This is a genomic window from Mucilaginibacter glaciei (assembly GCF_014773245.1).
In the GTDB taxonomy this organism is placed as follows: domain Bacteria; phylum Bacteroidota; class Bacteroidia; order Sphingobacteriales; family Sphingobacteriaceae; genus Mucilaginibacter; species Mucilaginibacter glaciei.
Genome location: NZ_JACWMX010000002.1, coordinates 14,532 through 39,299, shown reverse-complemented (window position 1 = coordinate 39,299; position 24,768 = coordinate 14,532). Strand labels below are relative to the sequence as shown.

Genomic DNA, 24,768 nt, shown 5'->3' with positions numbered 1-24,768 from the left:
AAAAATCTCTAATTTCTACCAATTTTCTATGGATGTTTTTATGCTGTATTTAAAATTACAGCAATTTAAGCTGCATAAAATAGCGCATCTAAACCACTTCGGCCACTACGAAAGTACTGCCGCCAACAAACACCAGATCGGCATCACCCGCATTATGTTGAGCCGACTTTAACGCTTCCGGCACTGACGTGAAAGCATCGCCGCTAAGCCCTATTACTTCGGCTTTCTGTTTTAAAATTTCAGCATCCAGTCCCCTTGGGATATCCGGCTTGCAAAAGTAATAGGTTGCGTCCTTTGGCAGCATTATAAGCACTTTGCTGATGTCTTTATCATTCACCATGCCGATCACAAAGTGCAGATGCTGGTAAGGTGTGCCTGCAATAGTCGTAAGCACTTCGGTCATACCTTCCGGATTATGGCCGGTATCGCAAATGGTGAGCGGGTTTTGGCTTAATGTTTCCCAGCGTCCGTGCAGGCCGGTAAGCGTTTTTACCTGTTTCAGGGCTTCGGCTATATGCTGATCGGTTATGGTAAAACCTTGTTGGCGTAATTCGTCAACCGCGCAAAGAACGGTTTTTAAATTCTTGAGTTGGTAAGTCCCGGTAAGGTCGAGTTGTAAGTGGAGAGCGGAGAGCGGGGCGTTTAGACTTGTTATATCAACATCTAATAGATTCAACGCGCCATCCTTTGCCTTTTTACTTTTAACTATTAACTTATTCTCCGATGCAAAAGTAATCGAGTCACTTTCCTTCCGTGCTTTTTCTACAAACACATTGGCAACTTCTGGCTGATACTCGCCGATGATGACTGGTGTATGGGGTTTAATGATGCCCGCTTTTTCGCCTGCTATCAGTTGCAGGGTGTCGCCCAGCATGTTCATATGGTCCCAACCGATATTGGTGATGATGGAGAGCAACGGGTTAATGATATTGGTCGAATCTAACCGGCCACCCAAGCCAACTTCTACAATGGCAATATCCACCTGCTCATTGGCAAAAACATCAAAGGCTAAAGCTACGGTCATTTCAAAAAAGGAAGGCTCTATGCGCTCAAAGTCGGCTCGATGCGCCGCCACAAAATCGATCACTGCTTGTTCACTGATCATCTGCCCGTTCACGCGGATGCGCTCCCTAAAGTCTTTTAAGTGTGGCGAAGTATAAAGCCCCGTTTTATAACCCGCCACCTGTAATATTGCCGCCAGCATGTGGGAGGTTGAACCTTTACCGTTGGTGCCACCTACATGTACGCTTATAAATTTATGCTGCGGGTTATCCAGTAGTTCGCAAAGTGCCAGGGTATTGGTCAGGTCTTTTTTAAAGGCGGATGCACCAATTCGGGTAAAGAGCGGTAACTGGGTGTAGAGGTAGTCGATGGTTTGTTGATAGTCCATAGTCCATAGTCGATAGTCCATAGTCCATAGCTATGGTTTTAGAAGCAAATCTATTAATAAAATTATTTGCTACGGTCTATTGTCCATGAACTGTGGGCAGAATTAATTCACCTTAAACACAAACACTACCGTGCCTATCTGTGTCTCGGGCGCGCTGTCAAGGGAGTTGAGCTTGGCATTTTTTACGGCCTGTTCGCATTTATCCAGCAGGTCATCGTCAGTTATGGTGGTGCCGCGGGCGCCTGCGCGGGCGTAAACCACATTGCCATTTTTATCTACCCGGATATCAACCACTACCTTGCCCGTGTGCCTGCCATCGTCGCCTATAGCGGGTTTGCTGGTAAAGTTACGGGATGGCATCCCGGTTAAGTTACCACCGTTGCCGCTGCCTGTACCATTGTAGTTGTTAGTTAGCGTAGTGCCTGAGGTTTTGCCCTGGTTGCCGGGTGTGCTGCCTGTGCCATCACCCTCGCCGGTACCGGTGTTGGTTTTGCCTTTATACAAAGCATTTTGGTTAACGGTTGGTTTGGTAACTGCTTTAGTAGTGGGCTGTGTGGCCACAGTTGGGCTTGGCGTTTTTATGTTTGCTGCCACTTCAGGGGCATCCTCGGTAGTTTGTGTTACTACGTTTTTATCGCTGGCTTCGTTTTGTACCTTTTCTTCTGTTGGCGGGGCAGGGGTAACCTTATCTGGTTTGGTTTTGTTGGCATTCTCGGCAACCGATGGTTCTTCGGTGCTCATGTAGTCGCTGCCCATCCCTTCATCAACCGTACCATAGTTCACTAAAATACCACCTGTGCCATCTTCCTGTTTAACAGGCGACTGGAACACGATAAAATAACAAAGCGCCATCACCACCGCAAGTATCACAGTGGTCGCAGCAAACGCTTTCGGGTAGTTATTTTGTTCGGTGTAGTTCATGTTAGTTTTAAGGGGTGAGTAATGAGTGGTGAGTTACTTGTAACTTAATACTCATCACTTACAACTATCCTTTCGGTTCTGTTGCCAGTACCAGTTTAATATTCAGTTTTTGTGCCACATCCATTACCTGTACCACATCTTGTATGGCTACGGTTTTATCTACATACAAAACAATGGTCAGCTCTGTCGCCAGTTTTTTATAATTAGCCAGGGTAGGCTGCAGATCGGCTACGGCAATTTCTTTTTTGTCGACGTAGTATTTCAGCTCTTTGGTTACCGATACGGTAATTGTTTTCTTAGAAACCGACTGCCCGCTCGACGATTTAGGCAACACCAATTTGATTACATTGGGGTTGGTAACGGTAGATGCGATCAAAAAGAACAAGAGCAGGAAAAACATGATGTCGTTCATGGCCGAGGTATGTACCTCGGCAGAATGCCCGCGGTTTTTTTTCCTTAAATTCATTTGCTTGGCTCTTCTAACAGATCAATAAATTCAATGGCGTCAGTCTCCAGTTTCAGGATCACCTTATCAACCATCATATTTAAAATATGGTAGCAAACATAAGCGATGATACCTACAAACAAACCTGCTGCCGATGTTACCATCTTCACATATAAGCCACCCGATATAACGCCCATGCTGATGTTATCCGTTTTGGAGATATCATAAAAGATCTTGATAACACCTGCAATAGTACCCAGGAAACCAAACATAGGGGCAATACCGGCTACAATACCGATGATGCCGATGTTTTTTTCCAGTTTGGATACTTCCAGCTTACCTACGTTTTCGATAGCGCCCTCAATATCCTTAATTGGCCTGCCAATGCGCAATAAGCCTTTTTGTAACATGCGGCCCAGGGGCGAGTTGCTGCTGCGACATAAGGCCATCGCAGCCTCTAAATTGCCGGTTAAAATACTGCTGCGAACCTGGGTCATCAGGTGCGACTCATTTATCGATGCCTTGCGGATAGTGAAGAACCGTTCAAAGAAGATCACTAAACCTAACACGGCTAAAATACCGATAGGTACCATTACCCATCCACCTTTCAGCAGCAAATCGCCAAAGCGTAATTCCTCTGCCGGAATTTGTTTCAATTGCTGTGTGGCCTGCGTGGCTGTATCTATCAATTTTGCGGCGGTATCTGCAACCTGCAATAATAACATCATAATTTATCCTTGTTATAAGTAGTACTGTGTTTAAACTGAATTTTGCGTGATTTTATTATTTAACGTTGTAGGGCTGCACATACAGCTCGGCAGGTTTAACCTTACCGGTGGCTAATATTTTCTTTTCGGCAGCCTTGGCTTCGGCGCTGGTAGCAAACGTGCCGAGTGTAACCTTTACCCGTCTGCCTGGTACATTCTCTAAAACCTTTGCGTCAAACCCCATTTTAAGATACCGGCCAACCGCTATTTTGGCTTGCGCTGCCGTACCGAATGAGCCGCCCAGTATTTCAAACCGCTGGCCTTTTATAGTATCTGTAACGGCAGGCGGGGTTACGCCATATAATACTTTTTTTGGTTTGGCCGTATCGCGCTGTGCTACAAAGGTTTCCTTTTTATTAAACCTAACGATCTCAATGCTATCGTCACCCATGTCCCGTTTGGCACTGTCTTTTACTACTGCCAATTTTTTTGGCGCTGCAACCGAATCGTTTTTAGCTATGGGTTTCTTCTCTTCCAGGTTAAATATCGATTTATCGTATTTGGTGTACAGGAAGTAAAACATCCCGGTTAACAATACGGCCAGTATTACAAAGGTGATGAGCGTTTTGCGTTTACGTTTAGCGGTCAGTTCAACCAGGTAGGCCTCATACTCGCGGTCGGTTTCAAACTGTGGTACGTCAGCCTCGGGCGGGTTCATCTGTTGCGATGGTACTTCTATCGGCTCATCAACTTCTTCGTGCTGTAAATTTCCGGGCCGTGCGCCTAATTTATACATTATTAGCGCCGGGAAGCCAAAAAAATCGGCATCGGTATTTACCTCATTGTTTGAACGGAATACCAGTTTAAAATCCTGCGTAAAAAACCAGCCCAGGTTAGCTATAGCAGCCTCGCCGGTTGATGCCAGGTACCTTACGTTAGCTACATATTTTTCTGTAAAGTATTTGGATGATGCCAGCGAGATGTTTTTATTATCGGCGATGTACTGTGCCAGTGTATCATCGTCAATAAATTGCGGGTCGAATTGTACGCTGTAACCCGGCGGATAAAACCGGCCTTCGCCCTGGTTGTAATAGCCATTTACACGGGTATGCGCAAAATAACCCAATCCGGGTACCATCACATCGCCATGTTGCCCAAGCAGCTCGCTTATAAAATAGCCTACATCCATTCGCTAAAAGTACGGATAATTATAAAACATCAAAAAACCTAAAACGAATACCCCACACCGCCATAAATATTAAACCCATAATTTGGGTAATAAACCCAGGTTTGGCTGGTAGCGTTCAGGATATTATTGGCCTGAACAAAGATCGAAAACTTCTTATTCAGCTTATAGCTTACACCGCCGCTTAAATCTGTAAACGATGCTACAGGCACCGGCAACGCGCCAGCTGCATTGGTAATCGGCCTGTCCTGCGTGTTACCGCGGAACAGAAGCGAGCCGTTAACATCAACCTTATCATTAATATGGATAGTGGTACCTGCTGTTAGTAAAAACTTGGGCAGGTTCCAGGGCTGTGCTTCGCTGGCTAATTTGTAGTCTTTATATTCCACACGGCCAAATAGTTCAAAATCTTCGGTCGCCTTAAAGTTAAGCTCGCCGTTAATGCCACTGATCGTTGCTTTACCATTATCATAGATCACCGCAAACTTGTTAAAATCTGTAGCGAAGTTGTTGACGATAAGCGGCAGGTTTTTCACCTCGTTACGGTATACGGTAGCTTTAAAACCTAAACCAGGTGCTATAGTCCCCTTTAAGCCAACAGCAATATCCAACTGGTCGACAGAGTTTCTCAAATTGATATTTTGGCCCAAGAAGGGGTTAGTTTGTGAAAATTCCTGGATAGAAGCGCGGTTTACGTCACCCTTAACTTCGGCAAATAAGCGTACATATTTTGGCACAATCTGGTATTCTGCCTTAGCCGCCGGGAAAACAAAGAAACGATCGCTCATGCCAAACTCCTTTGCAATATTAATACCCGCGTCTATCTTGTAATCATCTCCCTGTAATTTGATGTAGGGGTTAGCCCGGAGTATGTTATTGGTGTTGCTATACAATACATCCTTTTGATTAGTTACATCTAAAGATCCGCTTAAACCCGCGTAAAATTGCCGTACGGTTTGGTTTAAAAACCCGCTGATCACGATGTTATTTTCTTTAGCGCTAAAGGCATTGCTAAAAATATAACCCTTTACTTTGGCGGCATAGGTAAAGGCGTTTTCTTCGTCCTTGTAGTTTTTGGCAATTTCTGCTTCGGCACCAATAGTGTTAAAGGTTTGTTTTGCAGGGTCAAAGGCTGTAGCGGGTGGGTTATCTTTATCGAATCCATAAAAATACGTGCCGCGGCGTTTATAATTGATGCTGCCACTAATGGTGTTTTCGTCGTTAATACTTTTACCAAACATGCCTACTTCCTGCCTGCTGTCATTCTGCTTGTTGAAGTCGCTGCCGCTTTGTGCAAAGTGTTTTGCGTAGCCGCCAACCTGCAATGCCTGGTCTTTACCGGTGCCAAAATAAGCCTCGCCATAGGTGGTTTTTAAACTACCTAAACCAACTTTTACGTAATTATTAAGCAGCGCCGAGTCTTGCTCGAGCGGCCTCTTCATCGCATCTAAGGGCTTAATGTTGTTATCCTGCTCCAGTTTTTTATCTAAGGGGGTATATAACAAAGGTGCTTTAAACGGGGTCTTATCTTCCAGGTCGGGATTGCGGCGAATCTTCACCGCTTCGGCCAGTACCGGTTTATAGGAAGTGGTTACTACTATCTCTTCAGACAAGCTGCTGGGTGCTTCGGGCGCGTTGTTGGTGCCACCTTTTTTGGTCGTATCTGCCGGGGCAGCCTTGGTAGCGGCGTCGCCTAAATTTTTAGCAGTTGTTTTTTGTACAGGCGTTGTTGCCTTAGCAACTTTTTTACCAGGGGCAGGCTTGGTTGTTTTTTTGGTAACAACGGATTTTTGTGCTGTTTTAGCTGCGGGCTTTTTAGCCGCCGGCTTTGTTTGTGCAATAGCAGGAACAAAGTAAACTACCATTAACAAGGTAAGCAGCGTGAAGGTGTATTTCTGATTCATTTGCTTGTCTTCTTTCTATTGTTCTTTGTTATCCTGTTGGGTTGCTTTAGTGTCCGGTTTGGTTTCCGGTGTTTTTGGCGACGATATGGTGTTTAGCTTCTGTTTGGCTGTTTCCAGTATCTCGTCATCGCCTTTGTAATTATCTGCTATACTTTGCAGTGTAGCCTTTGCCTGGAAATCGTCTTTTAGCGCCACGTAGTTATCGGCCAGTAAGATGTAGGTTTTGGCCACCCAATAATCATAATTGGGCAACTCCTTCACCAGATCGAAACAGGTTTTTTGCGAAGCTTTATATTTGCGGCGTAAAAATTCTACATAAGCTACATTGTATTTAGCCTCGGCAGCGATTACGGTTTTGGTGTTAGCAATGGTATAATCAAACTCATTTACCGCAGCGGTAGTGTCGCCCTTTAACAGGTAAGCTTTTCCTGCGTATAACCCCGTTTTGTACTTGTCTTCCTGTGCCGATTTTTCGTTTTCCCTAACCAGTTTCACATATTTAATCACATCATCGGGCTGGTTGATCATCGAGTAGCTGAGCAACAAATTATTGATGGCAAAGGTGTAATCGGCCTTGTACTCCGAGTTGGTTTCCAGCCTTTTCAAAAACACGATCGCATCGTTATATTTTTTCTGGCTAATATATAGTTTCGACATCGCTATCAACGATTTTTCGCTATAAGCGCTTGTCCAGTCGTTTAAAATCACATTATAATCAACCACGGCCTCGTCGTACTTGTTCAGGTTAACCAGGCTTTGTGCGCGGATAAACCTGGCCTGTTTTTCAAAGATCTGTTTACCCGGGAATTTATCGAAGTAGGCGTTTATGGCATTCACTGTTCCCTGCCAGTCGTTACGCAGGTAAAGGTTGTTTGCTGCCGCGAACATGATATTTTCCTGGTCGGCGGTTGAATAATTACCTATCGAAGTGGTGTTGGCGTAGTTGATGAACGTTTGTGCGTCGCCCTTATCGGTGTAGATCTTTTCGATCTGTTTTAAGGCTGTCTTCGCTTCATCGCTTGATGAGTAATCCTGCACCACGCGTTTAAAGGCCGCCACAGCTTCGTCGTCGTTGCCGCCTGCATTGTAGTCAATTAAACCGATAGTAGTTAATGCACGCGGGATATAGCTGCTGCGCGGATATTTTTCTATCATGGCCTGCAGCTCTGTTTTGGCGCGGGCACCGTCATTTTTCAGAAAGTAGGTATAAGCGATCTCGAAAGAGGCATCATCCGCGTAATCCGAATTAGGGAATTTAGCCAGTACATTGTTCAACGTACTGATCTTGGTGTCTAATGACCCCTGTAAGCCCTGGATAATACCACGCTGGAACAACGCATAATCTTGCCCCTGGCTTTGCTGCGCGATGATCCTGTCGTAATTTTCTAATGCCTTGCCATAGCTTTTCAGCACGAAGTAGCTATCGCCTAAGCGGCTTATCGCATCGTTCTCGGTGTTTTTATCCTTTGTGTTGCCATCTAAAAACTTCTCAAAGTATCGGGCTGCTGTTTTATATTCTTCGCCGCCAAATGCCGCGTAGGCTAAGGCATAGTTGGCGTAGTTGTAAACGTCGGTCTCTTTTGCCTCCGGCATTGCCAGGAATTCAGTAAAGGTATCTACAGATTCGCTGTACTTGCGTACTTCATACATCGACTCGGCCATCCAGTAATTGGTAAGCGCCTGGGTTTTGGTATCGACCGGATATTTCAATGAGCGTATGAAAATACCGATGGCATTCTCAAAGGCACGTTCGTTGTAAAATTGCAGCCCGCGGTAGTAGGTAACCTTTTGATAAGCCGCCTGCGCACTGGCCGATTTATTGGGGATGGGTTCCAATATCTCTACGGCTTCTTTGTAGTTGTGCGATGTAAGCAGTTCTTCACCCAGCAATGTTTTTACTTCATCTAAACGGCGCGAGCGGGGATAGTTTTTTAGATATAAGCGGGTAGCATCCAGGGCTTGTGTGTTAAAATCGAGCTCGTAAGATAATTTGGCATATTGGTACAAGCCATCTTCCTGCAATTGCTTGTCAAAATCCAGTCGTGAGGCTACAAGGAAGGCGTTACGCGCGCTTTGCTTGTTGTTCATTTTCAGGAAAACATCGCCCAGGGTATAGCTACCGCTTTGGCTGTAGTTATCGTTCTGGGCAACGAGTTTTTCCAATACCGAAGCCGCCTTGCCATAGTTGCCCACTTTATAGTAAGCATAGCCCATCTGGTAGCTATCCTGCGTGTTTTGGGTAGCGCCATGATCCTGCTCTTCAAAGCGGCTGTAATATTTTACTGCGTTGTCGAAATCGCTTTTTGCAAAATAAGATGCACCTATAATACGCAGCATCTCGGTTTCGTGCTCTTGTTTAGTGCTGTTGATAATTGGGATGGCGTAGCTGATCACATCATTATAGCGTTTATCTAAAAAGTAAACGGCGGTGATATAATACGGGTAGCTGTTTTCGTATTTCTTAGAATTTTTTAGCCGCTCAAAGTTTACCAACGCTAACTGATAGTCTTTATTCAGATACGAGATGTATGCAAAGTAATAAACGGCATCATCTGTAAACGGCGACTTTTTGTTTTTTACTTCGCTAAACAATAACTGAGCATTTTTATAGTCCTTAGTTATAAAATAGGCATAACCCTTGCGGAATTTGTATTCGGTGTTTTGTGAGCCACTCAAGTCCACGGCGTCAACCTTGTTAAACCAAACCAGGGCTTCTTCAAATTTGCCCTGTTTAAAGTATGATCTGCCTACCTGGAAGTAAGCCAGCTTGGTGAGCGGATTTTCGGGATGGGTTTTTATAAACCGTAAAAACATGCTCTCGGCATCGTCGTTACCCAGTTCTAATGCACAAAGGGCTTCGTAATATTGTGCGTTTTCTTTTAGCAGCGTTAACTCCGACTCGAATTTTGACTGTTGTGTGGTTTGCAACCTTGACGACTCTACCAGGCGGTATTGCTGAGCAGCCGCGGCAAACTTCCCTTTGTCAAGCAATTCGCCCGCGGTTTGATAGGTACGGTTGATATGGTAGGATGGGTTTTGCTGCGCAAGTGCCGGTAAAGCGAATAGCACAGGTGCAAAAATTGTTAGGTACTTCAATTTGATCATAGAGCGCGTACGGTTGATGTTGCTAAATTAGCTAAACGCAAAAATGCAATCCACAATAGTAATTAACAAATGTGGAGAACGCTTTTTTAACGGTTATTACAAACACGATGGTATATCTGTGGATAAATTAAGTTGAATCAATTCAATTCAACAGTCTCATTTTAGGAGGTTTTTATTTATTATGACACTGTAAATCAGGTTCATAAGTTAAAACATCGGAGCCCCTAACAAGATTATTTTTATTAATAAATCATATTGAATATAGTGAGTCGCACTATAATTGTTTGCTGATTGTCTGTTCAAGCGTTGTAACATTGGCCTTGAATAGCGGCTAACGCCCGATGATTTGGATGGAGTATTAAACGTATCTTATTTTGATGCGCTGCGGGAAACAGACGTATGCACAAGTTGTATGATGGCAAAACTGATCACGGTATTAACTACTATTAATAAAAGGCGTGGAATAATCAAATTGGTAAGGGATTACCAGAGGCGGGTATAGATTTAGCAGCTATTTAGGCTGCATCGGGCAGCTGGTTTTTAATCTTGCTTAGCAGGTTATTAATATCAAATGGCTTGGCAATAAAATCATTCGGTGCCCCCTCCTGATTAATGGTATTAGCAATATTGTGGCTTGCAGAAATCATAATGACAGGAATGTTATGTGTACTGTCCTGTTTTTTAACCGCTTTGCATAATTCGCGGCCATCAAGGTTACCCAGCATAATATCAAGTAATATCAAGTCCGGATGCTTTTCCAGAATTTTTTCCATTAAATTGTTGCCATCGGATAATGTAACTACCTCATAACCTGAATCTTCCAGTATGAATTGAAGTACTTCGAGTATGTCATTATCATCATCTACCGCTAATATCCGTCGCATTATTTTTTATTTTAATATAAATAGCATCATCTAATTTCTATACAGAAGCTTGTATTACTATACCATTATCAACGTTTGTCAATATCTGTACCAAATTTACACACTGCTGTTATTTAGATGGTTTAAATATTAAAACATCCTTATCGCAGTTATCGCAATGATATTTACGCAGCGGCATAAAGAAAAGAAACGTCTTTTGCGACCAGCTACGGTGAAGTTTACGGTTAAACAAGTTGCCGCAGTTTGGGCAATACATGGTCATGGGTTTGATTTTTCTTTCCAAAAGATGGGTTACGAGTTGGTTTAAAGGTCAATAATAACCATTTGAACCATCATATCTCCCCAAAACTTAGATACTCAAATAAATTTTGCTGTTTTAATTTAATATCGCAATAATGCCGAATTAACTATTATTTAACCCATACATATTGCCCGCGCTTGCATTTGTAGCATTTATACTTGCGGATTGGTAACCAAAAAAGGAAGTTTTTAACGAAAAAGCCGCGATGTACACGATCTTCTAACTCATTTTTGCATTTAGTGCAAGTGGCAATGAATGCCTGTGCGCTGTTTTTATTTAAATGGGGTAAGGTCATATGATACAAGTAAGGGCTATTGTATTGAGGATCAATTAATCTATAAAACAAATATATCATTTTAAACAAATGTCGTCAACGGTATTGTAATGATATTTTTACAAAAAAAGCGGATGAGAAAAAATCCCATCCGCTTTAAAATTTGTTTTGTATATCGTTAATATCCGAAGATCTGTTTCATATCAGGCTTTACCAATTCACCATATTTTTTCAGGTCGTCATCTGTAACGCGTTTATCAGATGCTACTACGCAATACGTAAAAGGCTTACCTTTTAATTCGGTACTGGCAAAAGCCTGTACATCGGCAAAACCCAATTTGCTAACCGCGCTAAAAGTGTTTTTACGTTCATCGTAATTTAACCCTTTCCGCTGGGCGGCCAGATAGGTAAACAGGATGCCATCCTGGGTGATGCGTTCGGTTTCTATCGATTTACGGATGTTATCTTTAGCGGCCAATACGCCCTTTTCAGACTCGGGCATGTTGTTTAACAGCTCATTCATCGCTTTAACGGCTTCGGGCATTTTATCGGCCTGGGTGCCTACGTACGCAACAAAAGTGTTATCGTCGTCCTTTTTCTGCGGTGCCACATAGAACGCGTAAGTTGAGTAGGCCAGTGCTTTAGATTCGCGTATGTTCTGGAACACTATCGAACTGATACCCGAGCCGAAGTAGTTGTTGTACAACTCGATAACAGGGGCTTTAGCCGGGCTGTACGCATCCTCATTACGGATCCACTGGATCTCGGCCTGTACCATATCGAAGTTGCCAAACAGCACCATGTTCTTATCCATTTTCTGGCGGGTAAAAACTTTCTTGTCAGGATAGGCAGCGAAGGTAGCGGGCGTTTTATGCAGGGTAGCTAAAGTAACACCGGTTTGTGCTGCGGTTTGCGGGCCGTAGTATAAAATAGTATGCTTGTAGTTAACCAGGTTGTGTAAAATAGCAACAAGGTCATCTGCTTTCAGGTTGTCTATTTCTTCGTCGGTTAAAACGTTGTTGAACGGGTTGTTTGCACCAAACTGTGCGTAGTTAACCAAGCCCTGCATAATAGCAGCCTTATTCAGTTTAAGGTTTTCTCTCGATCTTTTCAGGCGGGCCTTTAAGCCTTTTAATGCCTCGGCATCGGGCTTGCAATTAGCCAGCAGGTTTTCAAACAAGGTAACAGATGCACCAAAGTTTTCCTGCAAGCCGTTAATGCTCACGGTGGTGATTTCTGTACTGGCACTTACATTAAAGTTTGACGCGAGTTTGTAAAATGCTTTGCTGATTTCTTCAGAAGTCATTTTATCTGTCCCTAAAAATTGCAGGTACTGTGCGGCAACAGGCAATAGTTTATTGTTCCAGCTGCCCATATCGTAGCGGTAATAAAGGCGGAATATGCTGTTATCCTTATTTTGAACAGATAATACATCAACTTTACCTGCTGTAGCGCGCTGTATGTCTTTATTAAAATCTAGCCAAACCGGCTGGATAGCGTTTGAAGGCATTGCGTTGATGGCTTTTACGTAGGCCGATTGCTCGCCGGCGTTAACCTCGACAGGGGTTATGGTTGGTTTATCAACCTTTACAATGTTTTTGTCTGTACCTTGGTGTTTGTAAACGATGACAAAATTATTTTCCTTTAAATATTTGTTTGCAAAGGCTACTATCTGCGCCTTGGTCACTTTAGATAGCTCATTGATAGTGGCCACATCGGTTCTCCAGTCAACACCCGATGTAAAATCATCCATCAGGTTGCTGGCGCGCTGGTTGTAACTTTCGTCCTGCTCAATTTTGCTCTTTTTGTAGTTGTTAACGATCGATTGGATCAGGTCGTCAGAAAACTCGCCTTTGCGCAATTTCTCAATCTCGCCCAGCATCAATGCTTTTACATCATCTAGATTTTGGCCTTTAACAGGTGTGCCGCGTAGTAGTAATACGCTGTAATCTTTTAAGGTATAATTTGAAGCAAATGCGCTAAGCAGCTTTTGCTTCTTAGTAAGGTCCAGGTCAAAAAGGCCTGCTTTGCCATTGGTTAATAATGAACCCATCAGGCTCAGTAAACGCGCATCGCGCGTAGTCGCACCCGGGAAACGATAGGCAATAGTAAGGTTTTCGGGCGTAGGGCCGTAAACATCGCGCTGTATAGGGGCGGCAATAGGTACCTCGGGTGCAAAGGTGTACGCAGGTGTTGGCTTGGTTTGCATGTAACCAAAATTCTGGGCTACTTTTTTGATCATCACATCGGGGTTGAAATCGCCCGACAGGATCACGCCCATATTATTGGGCACGTAGTAAGAGTAGTAGTATTTGCGAATGGCCTTTAACGACGGATTTTTTAAATGCTCCACCGTACCGATGGTAGTTTGTTTACCATAATTATTGTTAGGGAACAATGCCTCGAACATCGCTTCCTGCACTTTATTAGGGTCGCTGTCCAGCCCGCGGTTCTTCTCTTCGTACACTGCTTCCAATTCTGTATGGAAGATGCGCAGGATAGGGTTGCGGAAACGCTCGGCCTGCATGGTCAGGAATTTATCTACAGACGATGCGGGGATATCTTCAGTATAAACAGTTTGCTCAAAAGAAGTAAAGGCATTGCTATTTTGACCGCCCATTGCAGCCATCATTTTATCATACTCATTAGCAATGGCAAATTTTGCAGCCTCGCCCGATGTTTTATCTATTTCCTTGTAGATCTCTTTACGTTTAGCCTCGTCTTTGGTAGAGTTATATTGCTCGTAAAGGTTATCTATTTTATCCAGTAAAGGTTTTTCTTTTGCCCAGTTCAGAGAGCCAAACTTGTCAGTACCCTTAAACATCATATGCTCCAGGTAATGGGCCAGGCCTGTGTGGTCTGCAGGGTCTGTCTTGCTGCCCGCCTTTACGGCTATATAAGCCTGGATGCGGGGCTGTTTATCCGTTGGGCTTAATATTACAGTGAGCCCGTTTTTTAAGGTATAAAAGCGGGAGTGGGTAGGGTCGCCGGTTACGTATTTGTAAGTGTAGCCGCCGCCGGTAGCTGTTTTCCAGGCATTGGTGGCTTGCGCCGACACTTGTGTGGCGTAACCACTTGCCAATAACAGCAGGAGTGATAGTTTAAGTTTCATATTATAGTTTATGGCTATAAATATATCACAAAAAGCAAACAGAATTAAGCGCAAAAGCAATAATTAACACATGGTGCAAAGGTGTTATCCATCGTTTAAAATATTGGGCTAAAGTCAACTACGATACAGAGGTTTCCATCATAAGGTCAATTTGCAGATCGGTGCGCTCACATCTGCACATTTACCACTATCTTTGCGCCACCAAATAATTATCTATGTTAAAAGGATTTTTTAATGTCCCCGAGCCTGTTAACGAGACCGTTTTAAACTACGGCCCGCGCAGTGTGGAGCGTGCAGCTTTAAAGGCCGCTTTGGCCGAAGGCCGCGCCAAACAAATTGATATACCGATGTATATTGGCAGTAAAGAGGTGCGTACAGGCACGCTTCGCGAGATCCGCCCGCCGCATGATCATCAGCATGTTTTAGCTACTTATCACTGGGGCGATAAAACCCATGTAACGGACGCTATCGACGCAGCCCTTGCCGCTAAAGCCGATTGGGAAAACCTGCCCTGGGAGCAACGTGCCGCAATATTCTTAAAAGCAGCCGAACTGATTGCCGGGCCTTACCGCGCCAAAATAAATGCCGCTACGATGCTGGGCCAGAGCAAAAATGCTTACCAGGCTGAAATTGATGCAGCCTGCGAGTTTATTGACTTTTTGCGCTTTAACGTGCAATATATGACAGAGATTTACCAGCAGCAGCCGCCTGTATCTGGTAAAGGCATCTGGAACCGGGTAGAACAACGCCCCTTAGAGGGTTTTGTCTTCGCGTTAACGCCTTTTAATTTTACCGCTATTGCCGGTAACCTGCCTGCAAGCGCCGCCATGATGGGTAACGTTGTGGTTTGGAAACCTGCCGATACACAGATCTATGCGGCTAACGTGATCATGCAGATCTTCAAAGAAGCCGGTGTGCCGGATGGCGTGATCAACCTGATCTATGCCGACGGGCCTGTAGTTGGCGATGTGGTATTTAACCATCCCGATTTTGCAGGCATTCACTTTACAGGATCTACCGGGGTGTTCCAAAATATTTGGGGTACTATTGCAGGTAATATCCATAAGTACAAAACCTACCCGCGTATTGTGGGCGAAACAGGCGGGAAAGACTTTGTGCTTGCCCACCCGAGCGCTAACCCGGATGTAGTAGCCGTTGCCCTTTTGCGCGGCGCATTTGAATACCAGGGGCAAAAATGTTCAGCGGCTTCACGTGCCTATATCCCGGCAAGCTTATGGCCTGCGGTTAAAGAGCATGTAACCCGCGAAATGGCCACCTTTAAAATGGGGCCTACCGAAGATTTTGAGAACTTTATTAACGCCGTTATCAGCGAGGTATCGTTTGATAAACTGGCGAAATATATTGATGAGGCTAACGCCGATGAAAGTGTTGAACTGATAGCGGGCGGTGGCCACGATAAAACTAAAGGCTGGTTTATAGAGCCAACCGTTTTAAAGGTAGAGGATCCTTACTATGTAACCATGTGTACAGAGTTGTTTGGACCGGTACTAACTGTTTATGTTTACGAGGATAAAGATTGGGACGAGATCCTGACAATTGTTGATAAAACATCTATCTACGCTTTAACGGGTGCCATTATTTCGCAAGACCGTTACGCCATTGCCGAGGCTACCTATCGCCTTCGTAATGCTGCGGGTAACTTTTATGTGAACGATAAGCCAACCGGTGCAGTTGTAGGGCAGCAACCATTTGGCGGCGCGCGCGGATCGGGTACTAATGACAAGGCCGGATCGATGATCAACCTGCTACGTTGGGTATCGCCCCGGACAATAAAGGAAACCTTTGATCCGCCTAAGGATTATCGTTATCCGTTTTTGACACCGGAGCACTAAATTATTTTTAATAAATCTATCCCAATAGCGGGGACTTTAAATAAAAAAACCTCCTTTATGCAAAGGAGGTTTTTTTATGGACGCTCTATCAGGGCTGTTAAAAAGAATTTCTATTTCCCTTCAAATCTGAATACCTCGTCCATTTCTTTGTTATTGCTGGCACTTACCTTCATATCTTTGATAATACCGGTAGATAAGCTGTACACCCAACCGTGTACATGCAATTCCTGGCCTGCCTGCCATGCGTTTTGTACAATAGTATTTTCGCACAAGTTGCTCACATTCTCTATTACATTCAACTCTACCAGGCGGTCTGCGCGTTCCTTCTCGTTTTCAATGGCATTCAGTTCATCTGCATGCCAGCGGTAAACATCTTTGATGTTTCTTAACCAGTTGTCAATTAAGCCGTATTGCTTGCTGGTCATGGCTGCTAAAACGCCACCACAACCGTAATGGCCGGTAACAATAACATGCTTAACCTTTAAAACATTTATGGCATAATCAAGTACACTCAGCATGCTCATATCGGTATGTATGACCATATTGGCAATGTTACGGTGTACAAATATTTCACCCGGGTTGGTTCGGGTTATCTGGTTGGCGGGTACACGGCTGTCTGAGCATCCTATCCATAAAATAGGCGGCTTTTGGCCGGCTGCCAGCGTTTTGAAATAATTAGGGTCAGCATCCAGCGTTTCCGCTACAAATTTTTTATTTCCTTCCAGCAAACCTTCATAAGTAATATTGCTGGTATCGTGTATCAATTCACTTTCTTTTGCGCTCATAGTTTTTAATTTTAATTAGTACTTTTTGATATGGTATTTTTTTTCGGATATATTAATTGAAATACGCGATGGTAAAACATAGGTAACAGATCATACAGCAAAATAGTAAGAAGTATAAACGGTACTACGTAAAACACCTTAAATTCATAAAGGTTAAAGAAGTAACCGCCCATTAACCCGCCAAAAATAAAAAATCCGAGGATAGTAAACCTTACAATTATCTTGTTTTTTACTTCCTGGCTATCTGCTGTTTTAGGGTGCATCCAATCGGCCAGTTCACTACCCAGGTCTGTAAACAAGCCTGTTAGGTGTGTTGATTTTACTAACCCGCCCGATACATTGGAGGCTACACTATTTTGTAAGCCCATTGCAAAAAGCAATGCGCCTATTACAATCTGCCGCTCTTGCTGTGTTTCGTGATAAAAGTTATTACCGTATATCGCTACGAATACAAGTACTATCATTTCTATAACAATGGGTATAGAATGCGCTTTGTAATTGCTGATATGGATAACAGATTTCATAATAAAATTAGATACGAACGCACCCAGCATGAACATGAACATCCATACACCAAAAATGATGATCGAATCATAATCGCGCTCCACTATATTTTTTGCAAAACTGGCCACGTGCCCTGTTACGTTAGATGTGAAAGCCAGGAAAGCCAATAAGCTGCACACATCAATTATACCTGCTACAAATGCTGTCGAGGAGGCCAGCATTAGGTTTTGTTTTAAAGTTCGTTTTTTACTTGTTTGTCTTAACATGAAATTTTTAAGTACCTGTATGTTTTACGTTTAACGTCAATTTTTAAAGCATGTTTCAGCTAAAATAGAAAAGACGTCCGTTTGCTTAATCTTGAGTATTTGATATGGCATATTCCCTTTTAAGGTTTGTAAACCAATTCTTTCATCGGCGGCACTTCGTACCGCTCTTTAATATTCTGCAGTTGTACAATAATGCCCTTTGTGTAAGCATTGTGCTTATAATTATTAATGATCTCTAACACGTCGGGGTCTATATAGCGGGAATTTGAACCATCTATGATCACATTGGTACCTTTAGGAAGGTTGGTTAAGGTAATTTGTATTGTTGCCTTATTTAAAAAGGAAACCTCCTCTGCAAGTTTGATCAGTATGGTATTCTTTTCGCCGTTTGGCCCTATTGTATAGAAGAATGGGTTGCGCAGGTTAGTGCGCAGTATGTAAAACACACCCACCATCATCCCAATACCTACGCCTATTAAAAGATCGGTAAATACTACGGCGATGATCGTGATGACAAAGGGGATAAACTGATCGAGCCCTTTATGCCACATGTGTTTAAATAACGACACCTTTGCCAATTTGTAACCCACTGTTAACAATATTGCCGCCAGGCAGGATAAGGGTATCATATTTAAAAACGACGGAATGGCCAGCAGGCATATCAGTAATAAAAATCCGTGGAAAATCGCGCTCATTTTGGTGCGCGCCCCGGAATTAACATTGGCTGATGACCGTACGATAACCGCCGTCATGGGTAAACCGCCCAGTAAACCGCTCACTAAATTGCCAGCCCCCTGAGCAACCAGTTCGCGGTTTGTAGGCGATATTCTTTTGATCGGGTCTATTTTATCTACAGCTTCAAGGCTTAATAAGGTTTCTAAACTGGCAACGACCGCTATGGTAAATGCCGTTATCCAAACTTGTTTATTGCCTATCGCATTAAAATTGGGGGATTTAAATAGCCCGAAAAACTCTGTTGTGCTATGCACTAATGGTATTTGTACAAATTGTTTATCTAAAAGAGCAAGGCCGGTATTTTTAAAGGCAAATGCTAAAGCAGTACCTATCAATACCACCATTAATGGCGCAGGTAAAGCAGCAACCTTTTTTATCCGCGGCCAGTATATCATCAGCGCAAGCGAGATCAAACTAATAATAACGGCGCCGTAATTAATTTTACGTAAGGCGCTGGATATACCCGAAAAGGTATTGTCTGCATTTGATTGTGCAAAGCCTTCATCACCTTCAAAATCTTTATCAAACCCAACCGCATGCGGGAATTGCTTCATGATCAAAATTATCCCGATAGCGGCAAGCATCCCTTCGATAACCGACGATGGGAAGTAGTTGGCAATAGTGCCCGCTTTAACCAGCCCCAATATCATTTGGAACACTCCTGCTAAAACAACTGCAAGCAAAAATACGTCGTACGATCCAAGCCCATTGATAGCATTTAAAACGATCACGGTAAGCCCTGCAGCAGGCCCTGCAACGCTTAATTGCGCACCGCTAAGCATACCTATAACTATACCGCCAATAATGCCCGAGAGAATCCCCGAAAACAAAGGCGCGCCAGATGCGAGGGCTATACCCAAACATAGCGGTAAAGCTACCAGGAATACAACCAGGCCTGCCGGCAGATCCTTTTTTAAATTTTTGGCAAGAAAGTATTTTTTCAGGTTAAGGTTATCCGAAGACAAGCCTCCTTGCTTAATTTGCATAATGCTGTGGTATAGAAAAAATGAAGTTTTAGATAAACAGGGGCATCAACATCTTCTCTTCAATATGGAGATGTAAACAGTAGCAGCTAATTCGAACTATACATTAAAAAACGTACGGACGGCTTTAGCCTGCCCGGATGTAAAACCAGGCGCGATAAAATTATGCGTTGGGAGGCGGGGTGGGTACTATCGGGTGATAGACCTGTGTGAAAAGCGAATTTTCTAAGTTGTGTAAAACGCTTTCTTCGGCAACGAATGAGGTATAGGCGATAAGGTGATTAATGTTCTCATCAAAAGATTTCTTTTCTTTAAATGAACCCTTATCCGGATCTTCCTTTTCGGTTTTTGATTCATGCTCTAATTGCATAATAACCGCTTTAACCGTTTTGTTATCGGTGCTTAAAAACATAGGCGCCATAGATATAACCATCTTAATAAGAAAGATGCTTATAAATAATACCGTCACAGAAATTTTGAAATTCCTTGTTTTCATGCATCGCAAATATAAAAATATTTGTTTGTGAAATGCAAGCGGAACATGCTTAAACGTAATCTTACATTTTAATTACTATTTTTAGCCCATTACCAATTGTAACCTCTTGTGAATAAAAAGTTAGAAAATCTTCAGCAAAAGCGCGATCAGGCATTGGCAGGTGGCGGCCAGGCACGGATAGAAAGTCAGCATAAAAAAGGAAAGCTTACAGCACGTGAGCGTTTGCATTTTTTGCTTGACGATGGTTCCTTTCAGGAAATTGGTATGCTGGTATCCCACCGCTCGACAGATTTTGGGATGGAAAAGGAAAAATATCCCGGCGACGGCGTAGTTACAGGCTATGGTAATGTGAATGGCCGGCTGGTTTACGTGTTCTCGCAGGATTTCACTGTTTTTGGCGGCTCGCTTTCAGAAACGCATGCCGAGAAAATCTGTAAAATAATGGATCTGGCCATGAAGAACGGCGCGCCGGTAGTTGGACTGAATGACTCGGGTGGTGCCCGCATCCAGGAGGGTGTGGTATCGTTAGGAGGCTATGCCGATATATTTTACCGCAATACCATGGCCAGCGGTGTAGTGCCTCAGCTATCGGCCATTATGGGCCCCTGCGCAGGCGGCGCGGTGTATTCGCCTGCGATTACCGATTTTATTTTAATGGTTGAGCATACCAGCTATATGTTTGTAACAGGCCCCAACGTGGTGAAGACGGTAACGCATGAGGTGGTCACATCTGAAGAATTAGGTGGTGCTAACACCCACGCTACCAAAAGCGGCGTAACCCATTTTGCCTGCGCTAATGAGATTTCGGCTATACAACATGTTAAAAAGCTATTGAGCTATATGCCGCAAAATTGTGAAGACCGCGCCCCTGCGCTGCCTTACGAGGTAAAGAACGAAGAACGCCCCGTACTAACGGATATTTTGCCCGAGAATGTTTCACAACCCTATGACATCCGCGAGGTAATTGAGCAAGTGATTGATGAAGGTTCGTTTTTAGAAGTACATAAAGATTTTGCAGAAAATATTGTAGTGGGCTTTGCCCGCCTGGCTGGCCGCAGCATTGGTATTGTGGCCAATCAGCCTGCGTTTTTAGCAGGGGTGCTGGATATCAACTCATCTACAAAAGCAGCCCGCTTCGTTCGTTTTTGCGATAGCTTTAACATTCCGTTGCTGGTATTTGAAGATGTGCCGGGCTTTTTACCGGGCACCGACCAGGAGTGGAACGCCATTATAACCAATGGTGCAAAGTTGCTATACGCTTTCTGCGAGGCTACCGTTCCGCGTATCACCGTGATTACCCGCAAAGCTTACGGTGGTGCTTATGATGTAATGAACTCTAAACACATTGGTGCGGATATGAATTACGCCTGGCCAAGTGCTGAAATTGCCGTTATGGGTGCCAAAGGTGCTGCCGAGATCATTTTTAAACGCGAGATTACAGCAGCCGAAGACCCGGAAGCCAAATGGCGCGAAAAGGAACAGCAATATGCCGAAATATTTGCCAACCCGTATCGCGCTGCCGAGCGTGGCTTTATCGATGAAGTAATCGCCCCGGCAGACACCCGCATCAAACTGATACATGCCTTTAAAATGCTGGAGAATAAAGTGGTGAATAATCCGAAGAAAAAGCACGGGAATATTCCGTTGTAAATAAATAAATCCAGTTCTCAGTCGAGCTGGGTCGGGCTAGCCGAGCGTTTAACCCCTCCACGCCACCCCACAACCTAACACACCCCTCCCCAAGGAGGGATTTAGAAATTGAGAGACACGAATCGACTTAATAAATGAGTTTACAGATCGAACAAATTCGCCCCGAACTTACCTGGCAACTACGCCGGGATATTTTATATCCTGAACAAACCAACCAGGAGATGGCAATGGACGAGGATAACCACGGCTACCACTTTGCGGCGTTTAAGGATAATTATATTGTGGCGGTCGTATCCGTGTTTCAAAATGGTACCGACTGGCAGTTTCGCAAGTTTGCCGTGAGCGACAAAGTGCAGGGCCAGGGCATCGGCAGGCAATTGTTGGATTATATTACCGGTTTTGTGGAACTGGAACAGGGTACGCATTTATGGTGTAATGCCAGGTTATCGGCAACCGGTTTCTATGCAAAATTTGGCTTTAAGGAGGCAGGCGAGATGTTCCGCAAGAATGGGGTGGACTACATTATCATGGAAAAGGATCTCCCTTCAAAATAAAAGATCAGTCCGCCTTGCGCCGACTGATCCTTCTAACTAACTTTTAACTTTAACTAACTGATCTTATTATTTTAAGACGCCGCAAAAGTGCGCTTTGCTTATTAAGCGTATATTAAGTAAACAATAATCTTAGCCTTGTAATTTATACTCCCGCAGGGTGTAATTCTTGCTGTTTCATATCGTGCGCTTTATTATATTTGCATTACGGCCTAAAGGCCTAATATGATAACAAATGGCTAAAAAGAAACCCGAAGCAGCACAAAAGCCTGCTATAGTGAACGAAACATCCCTCGCATTTTTCGAAAAATATATCAATAATCCGTCTCCTACCGGCTTTGAATGGAAAGGCCAGCAATTGTGGCTGGACTATTTAAAACCTTATATCGACGATTTTTATACAGATAATTACGGTACTGCGGTGGGTATTATTAACCCTACAGCCGAGTATAAGGTAGTGATCGAAGCCCATGCCGACGAGATTTCGTGGTTCGTAAACTACATTACCAACGATGGCTTGATCTACGTGATCCGCAATGGCGGGTCAGATCATCAGATAGCACCTTCTAAACGGGTAGACATCCATACCGATAACGGCATTGTAAAGGCAGTGTTCGGCTGGCCGGCTATCCACGCCCGCTTAGGCGGCGAAAAGGAAGAGGCCCCCACTTTGAAAAATATCTTTTTAGATTGCGGGTGCACCAGTAAAGAAGAGGTAGAGAAAATGGGCATCCATGTAGGTTGTGTGATCACTTATGAAGATGAGTTTATGGTGCTGAACAACCGCTATTATGTTGGCCGCGCCCTGGATAACCGCGCCGGTGGTTTTATGATTGCCGAGGTTGCCCGTTTATTAAAAGAGAACAACGTAAAATTGCCTTTCGGCTTATACATTGTAAATGCCGTGCAGGAAGAAATAGGTTTACGCGGTGCCGAGATGATCGCTCATCGTATAAAGCCAAACGTAGCCATCGTAACCGATGTTACGCATGATACGGGCACCCCGATGATCAATAAGATCACTCAGGGCGATCTGGCCTGTGGTAAGGGCCCTGTAATTTCATACGCCCCGGCGGTACAAAACAACCTGAACAAATTATTGATAGACGCTGCGAAAAAAGCGGGGATCCCGTTTCAGCGCCAGGCATCATCTCGTAGTACGGGTACAGATACCGATGCGTTTGCTTACTCTAACGACGGCGTACCATCAGCGTTGATCTCTTTACCATTACGTTATATGCACACCACGGTAGAGATGATTCATAAAGAGGATGTAGATAATGTTATCCGTCTGATATACGAATCTTTGTTGACCATCCAGAACGGTCAGGATTTTAGATACATTAAATAATATTAAAACTTTTAGGCATAATTTATATTTGTTTAAGATAACACACTAAGTAATACCCCATCTCACAAATGAAACCTACACTATTAATATTGGCCGCAGGTATGGCCAGCCGTTACGGAAGTATGAAACAGGTTGATGGCTTTGGCCCTAATGGCGAAACCATTATAGACTATTCTATATACGATGCTATAAAGGCCGGGTTTGGTAAAGTTAGCTTTATCATTCGCGAGGAATTTGCCGAAAACTTTAAGACCATATTTGAGCCCAAATTGAAAGGCCGCGTAGAAACTGATTATGTTTTCCAGAGCTTCGACCTGGAACCTTTCGGAATTACCGAAAGGGTAGAACGTGCTAAACCATGGGGTACTGCACATGCGGTTTTAGCGGCACGTAACCAGGTAAAAGAGCCTTTCTGCGTAATTAATGCTGATGATTTTTACGGTTACGACGCTTTCAAAAAAATGGCGGATTTTTTAACTACCGAAGTTGCCGACGATAAATATGCCATTATCGGTTACCAGATAGATAAAACCTTATCAGATTATGGTACCGTATCGCGCGGTGTTTGCGCGGTAAATGATAAAGGTAACATGACTGAGGTAAACGAGCGTACCGAGGTTTACTTTAAAGACGATGGCAGTGTGGTTTATAAAGATGCAACCGGTGAACATTCGTTACCTAATGATACCCGCGTATCTATGAATTTTTGGGGCTTTACACCTGCTGTATTTGATCAGAGCCTTGATCTGTTTAAAAAGTTTGTTGCTGCTAATAAAGAGAACCCAAAATCAGAATTCTTTATCCCTTTAGTAGCCGACGAGTTGATCAAAAGCGGTACGGCTTCATTCAAAGTTATCCCTACCGCGCAAAAATGGTTTGGTGTAACTTACAAGGAAGATAAGCCCATTGTGCAAAAATCAATATCAGAATTGGTGGAGAACGGTACATACCCAAACAACCTTTGGGAATAATACACGGTTCATTTTAATAAAATAAAGCTGCTATAAGCAGTTCCGGCCGGGAGAGTGATCTTCCGGCCTTTTTTTATATTTATGAAATAGTTGTTTCTACCCCTTCATAAATGGCGGCTAAACCCATTAGCAAAAGTGCTACTGCCGCAAGGCTAAACCAAAGATATTGTTTATTGCTTTTGGCCTCGTTGGTAGCTTGTTTCAGGATATATAAAAACGCACCGGCGCCACTCACAATAAGCAACAAGCCGATTAAAATGTCAGCAATTTCATTAACTCTCAAGTCTAAATTTGTTGGGGGCGACTAATAAATTTCAGACGTTAGCCAACTTACGTAACGTTCAATAGTAATAGATGGCTTAGAAAGTCTAAAATCACTCCCTCAGGTTGTCTT

At 43.6% G+C, this 24,768-nt stretch carries 20 protein-coding genes; 5 read left to right on the top strand and 15 right to left on the bottom strand.

Translation table 11 applies throughout. The features are described 5' to 3' along the window. Positions 1–88 precede the first annotated feature (88 nt). The 10 genes from IDJ76_RS04750 to IDJ76_RS04705 form a co-directional block, all read right to left on the bottom strand. Positions 89–1,411 (bottom strand): bifunctional folylpolyglutamate synthase/dihydrofolate synthase, encoded by a 1,323-nt coding sequence (locus IDJ76_RS04750; protein ID WP_224746201.1) that lies wholly within the window; start codon positions 1,409–1,411, stop codon positions 89–91. Between the two features lie 81 nt (positions 1,412–1,492). Then, the gene (locus tag IDJ76_RS04745; RefSeq protein ID WP_191161304.1) at positions 1,493–2,311 is read right to left on the bottom strand and encodes an energy transducer TonB; all 819 of its coding nucleotides are present in this window, start codon (positions 2,309–2,311) and stop codon (positions 1,493–1,495) included. A 64-nt stretch (positions 2,312–2,375) separates the two neighbouring features. Next, positions 2,376–2,777 (bottom strand): ExbD/TolR family protein, encoded by a 402-nt coding sequence (locus tag IDJ76_RS04740; protein ID WP_191161302.1) that lies wholly within the window; start codon positions 2,775–2,777, stop codon positions 2,376–2,378. Continuing rightward, on the bottom strand, positions 2,774–3,484 hold the full coding sequence (locus tag IDJ76_RS04735; protein ID WP_191161300.1) for a MotA/TolQ/ExbB proton channel family protein: 711 nt from the start codon (positions 3,482–3,484) through the stop codon (positions 2,774–2,776). The genes IDJ76_RS04740 and IDJ76_RS04735 overlap by 4 nt, the downstream gene beginning before the upstream one ends. A 55-nt stretch (positions 3,485–3,539) precedes the next feature. After that, entirely contained in the window at positions 3,540–4,652 is a 1,113-nt protein-coding gene (locus IDJ76_RS04730) for an HU domain-containing protein (protein ID WP_191161297.1), read from the bottom strand. Positions 4,653–4,690: 38 nt separating this feature from the next. Beyond that, a complete protein-coding gene (locus tag IDJ76_RS04725; protein WP_191161295.1) occupies positions 4,691–6,553 on the bottom strand; it encodes a TonB-dependent receptor domain-containing protein in 1,863 nt (620 codons plus the stop codon). Positions 6,554–6,568: 15 nt separating this feature from the next. After that, the gene (locus IDJ76_RS04720) at positions 6,569–9,658 is read right to left on the bottom strand and encodes a tetratricopeptide repeat protein (RefSeq protein WP_191161293.1); all 3,090 of its coding nucleotides are present in this window, start codon (positions 9,656–9,658) and stop codon (positions 6,569–6,571) included. Between the two features lie 515 nt (positions 9,659–10,173). Beyond that, positions 10,174–10,542 (bottom strand): response regulator, encoded by a 369-nt coding sequence (locus IDJ76_RS04715; protein WP_224746200.1) that lies wholly within the window; start codon positions 10,540–10,542, stop codon positions 10,174–10,176. A 109-nt stretch (positions 10,543–10,651) separates the two neighbouring features. Continuing rightward, on the bottom strand, positions 10,652–10,825 hold the full coding sequence (locus tag IDJ76_RS04710; RefSeq protein WP_191161291.1) for a hypothetical protein: 174 nt from the start codon (positions 10,823–10,825) through the stop codon (positions 10,652–10,654). Positions 10,826–11,295: 470 nt separating this feature from the next. Beyond that, positions 11,296–14,229 carry a M16 family metallopeptidase gene (locus IDJ76_RS04705; protein WP_191161289.1) on the bottom strand — a complete coding sequence of 978 codons (2,934 nt, stop codon included), beginning with the start codon at positions 14,227–14,229 and terminating at the stop codon, positions 11,296–11,298. Between the two features lie 215 nt (positions 14,230–14,444). Between IDJ76_RS04705 and pruA the strand changes: the two genes are divergently transcribed. Beyond that, positions 14,445–16,082, top strand: a complete 1,638-nt coding sequence (gene pruA, locus IDJ76_RS04700) for an L-glutamate gamma-semialdehyde dehydrogenase (RefSeq protein WP_191161287.1) — start codon at positions 14,445–14,447, stop codon at positions 16,080–16,082. A gap of 110 nt (positions 16,083–16,192) precedes the next feature. Here pruA and IDJ76_RS04695 read toward each other — a convergent pair whose 3' ends face one another. The 4 genes from IDJ76_RS04695 to IDJ76_RS04680 form a co-directional block, all read right to left on the bottom strand. After that, complete coding sequence (locus IDJ76_RS04695; protein ID WP_191161285.1) at positions 16,193–16,867, bottom strand: carbonic anhydrase; 675 nt, start codon at positions 16,865–16,867, stop codon at positions 16,193–16,195. An 11-nt stretch (positions 16,868–16,878) separates the two neighbouring features. After that, entirely contained in the window at positions 16,879–17,637 is a 759-nt protein-coding gene (locus tag IDJ76_RS04690) for a YoaK family protein (protein ID WP_191161283.1), read from the bottom strand. A 119-nt stretch (positions 17,638–17,756) separates the two neighbouring features. Continuing rightward, the gene (locus tag IDJ76_RS04685) at positions 17,757–19,358 is read right to left on the bottom strand and encodes a SulP family inorganic anion transporter (RefSeq protein WP_191161281.1); all 1,602 of its coding nucleotides are present in this window, start codon (positions 19,356–19,358) and stop codon (positions 17,757–17,759) included. 160 nt (positions 19,359–19,518) lie between these two features. Further along, the gene (locus IDJ76_RS04680) at positions 19,519–19,767 is read right to left on the bottom strand and encodes a hypothetical protein (protein ID WP_224746199.1); all 249 of its coding nucleotides are present in this window, start codon (positions 19,765–19,767) and stop codon (positions 19,519–19,521) included. Between the two features lie 192 nt (positions 19,768–19,959). Here IDJ76_RS04680 and IDJ76_RS04675 point away from each other — a divergent pair, with 192 nt between their 5' ends. The 4 genes from IDJ76_RS04675 to IDJ76_RS04660 all read left to right on the top strand — a co-directional run bounded on the left by IDJ76_RS04675 (position 19,960) and on the right by IDJ76_RS04660 (position 24,374). Further along, positions 19,960–21,501, top strand: coding sequence for an acyl-CoA carboxylase subunit beta (locus tag IDJ76_RS04675; RefSeq protein WP_191161277.1), 1,542 nt, complete (start codon positions 19,960–19,962; stop codon positions 21,499–21,501). Between the two features lie 134 nt (positions 21,502–21,635). Further along, positions 21,636–22,055, top strand: coding sequence for a GNAT family N-acetyltransferase (locus IDJ76_RS04670; RefSeq protein WP_191161275.1), 420 nt, complete (start codon positions 21,636–21,638; stop codon positions 22,053–22,055). Between the two features lie 232 nt (positions 22,056–22,287). Further along, complete coding sequence (locus IDJ76_RS04665) at positions 22,288–23,403, top strand: M42 family metallopeptidase (RefSeq protein ID WP_191161273.1); 1,116 nt, start codon at positions 22,288–22,290, stop codon at positions 23,401–23,403. A gap of 68 nt (positions 23,404–23,471) precedes the next feature. Beyond that, positions 23,472–24,374, top strand: a complete 903-nt coding sequence (locus IDJ76_RS04660) for a nucleotidyltransferase family protein (protein ID WP_191161271.1) — start codon at positions 23,472–23,474, stop codon at positions 24,372–24,374. Between the two features lie 79 nt (positions 24,375–24,453). On the opposite strand, the gene IDJ76_RS04655 is transcribed toward IDJ76_RS04660, so the two are convergent. Further along, positions 24,454–24,657, bottom strand: a complete 204-nt coding sequence (locus IDJ76_RS04655) for a hypothetical protein (RefSeq protein ID WP_191161269.1) — start codon at positions 24,655–24,657, stop codon at positions 24,454–24,456. Positions 24,658–24,768 lie beyond the last annotated feature (111 nt).

What these genes read in the sequence shown, in the direction of transcription:
- IDJ76_RS04750 (WP_224746201.1), bottom strand. Translation starts at nt 1,411, where the DNA reads ATGGACTATCGACTATGGACTATGGACTATCAACAAACCATCGACTAC.
- IDJ76_RS04745 (WP_191161304.1), bottom strand. Translation starts at nt 2,311, where the DNA reads ATGAACTACACCGAACAAAATAACTACCCGAAAGCGTTTGCTGCGACC.
- IDJ76_RS04740 (WP_191161302.1), bottom strand. Translation starts at nt 2,777, where the DNA reads ATGAATTTAAGGAAAAAAAACCGCGGGCATTCTGCCGAGGTACATACC.
- IDJ76_RS04735 (WP_191161300.1), bottom strand. Translation starts at nt 3,484, where the DNA reads ATGATGTTATTATTGCAGGTTGCAGATACCGCCGCAAAATTGATAGAT.
- IDJ76_RS04730 (WP_191161297.1), bottom strand. Translation starts at nt 4,652, where the DNA reads ATGGATGTAGGCTATTTTATAAGCGAGCTGCTTGGGCAACATGGCGAT.
- IDJ76_RS04725 (WP_191161295.1), bottom strand. Translation starts at nt 6,553, where the DNA reads ATGAATCAGAAATACACCTTCACGCTGCTTACCTTGTTAATGGTAGTT.
- IDJ76_RS04720 (WP_191161293.1), bottom strand. Translation starts at nt 9,658, where the DNA reads ATGATCAAATTGAAGTACCTAACAATTTTTGCACCTGTGCTATTCGCT.
- IDJ76_RS04715 (WP_224746200.1), bottom strand. Translation starts at nt 10,542, where the DNA reads ATGCGACGGATATTAGCGGTAGATGATGATAATGACATACTCGAAGTA.
- IDJ76_RS04705 (WP_191161289.1), bottom strand. Translation starts at nt 14,229, where the DNA reads ATGAAACTTAAACTATCACTCCTGCTGTTATTGGCAAGTGGTTACGCC.
- pruA (WP_191161287.1), top strand. Translation starts at nt 14,445, where the DNA reads ATGTTAAAAGGATTTTTTAATGTCCCCGAGCCTGTTAACGAGACCGTT.
- IDJ76_RS04695 (WP_191161285.1), bottom strand. Translation starts at nt 16,867, where the DNA reads ATGAGCGCAAAAGAAAGTGAATTGATACACGATACCAGCAATATTACT.
- IDJ76_RS04690 (WP_191161283.1), bottom strand. Translation starts at nt 17,637, where the DNA reads ATGTTAAGACAAACAAGTAAAAAACGAACTTTAAAACAAAACCTAATG.
- IDJ76_RS04685 (WP_191161281.1), bottom strand. Translation starts at nt 19,358, where the DNA reads ATGCAAATTAAGCAAGGAGGCTTGTCTTCGGATAACCTTAACCTGAAA.
- IDJ76_RS04680 (WP_224746199.1), bottom strand. Translation starts at nt 19,767, where the DNA reads ATGTTTTTAAGCACCGATAACAAAACGGTTAAAGCGGTTATTATGCAA.
- IDJ76_RS04670 (WP_191161275.1), top strand. Translation starts at nt 21,636, where the DNA reads ATGAGTTTACAGATCGAACAAATTCGCCCCGAACTTACCTGGCAACTA.
- IDJ76_RS04665 (WP_191161273.1), top strand. Translation starts at nt 22,288, where the DNA reads ATGGCTAAAAAGAAACCCGAAGCAGCACAAAAGCCTGCTATAGTGAAC.
- IDJ76_RS04660 (WP_191161271.1), top strand. Translation starts at nt 23,472, where the DNA reads ATGAAACCTACACTATTAATATTGGCCGCAGGTATGGCCAGCCGTTAC.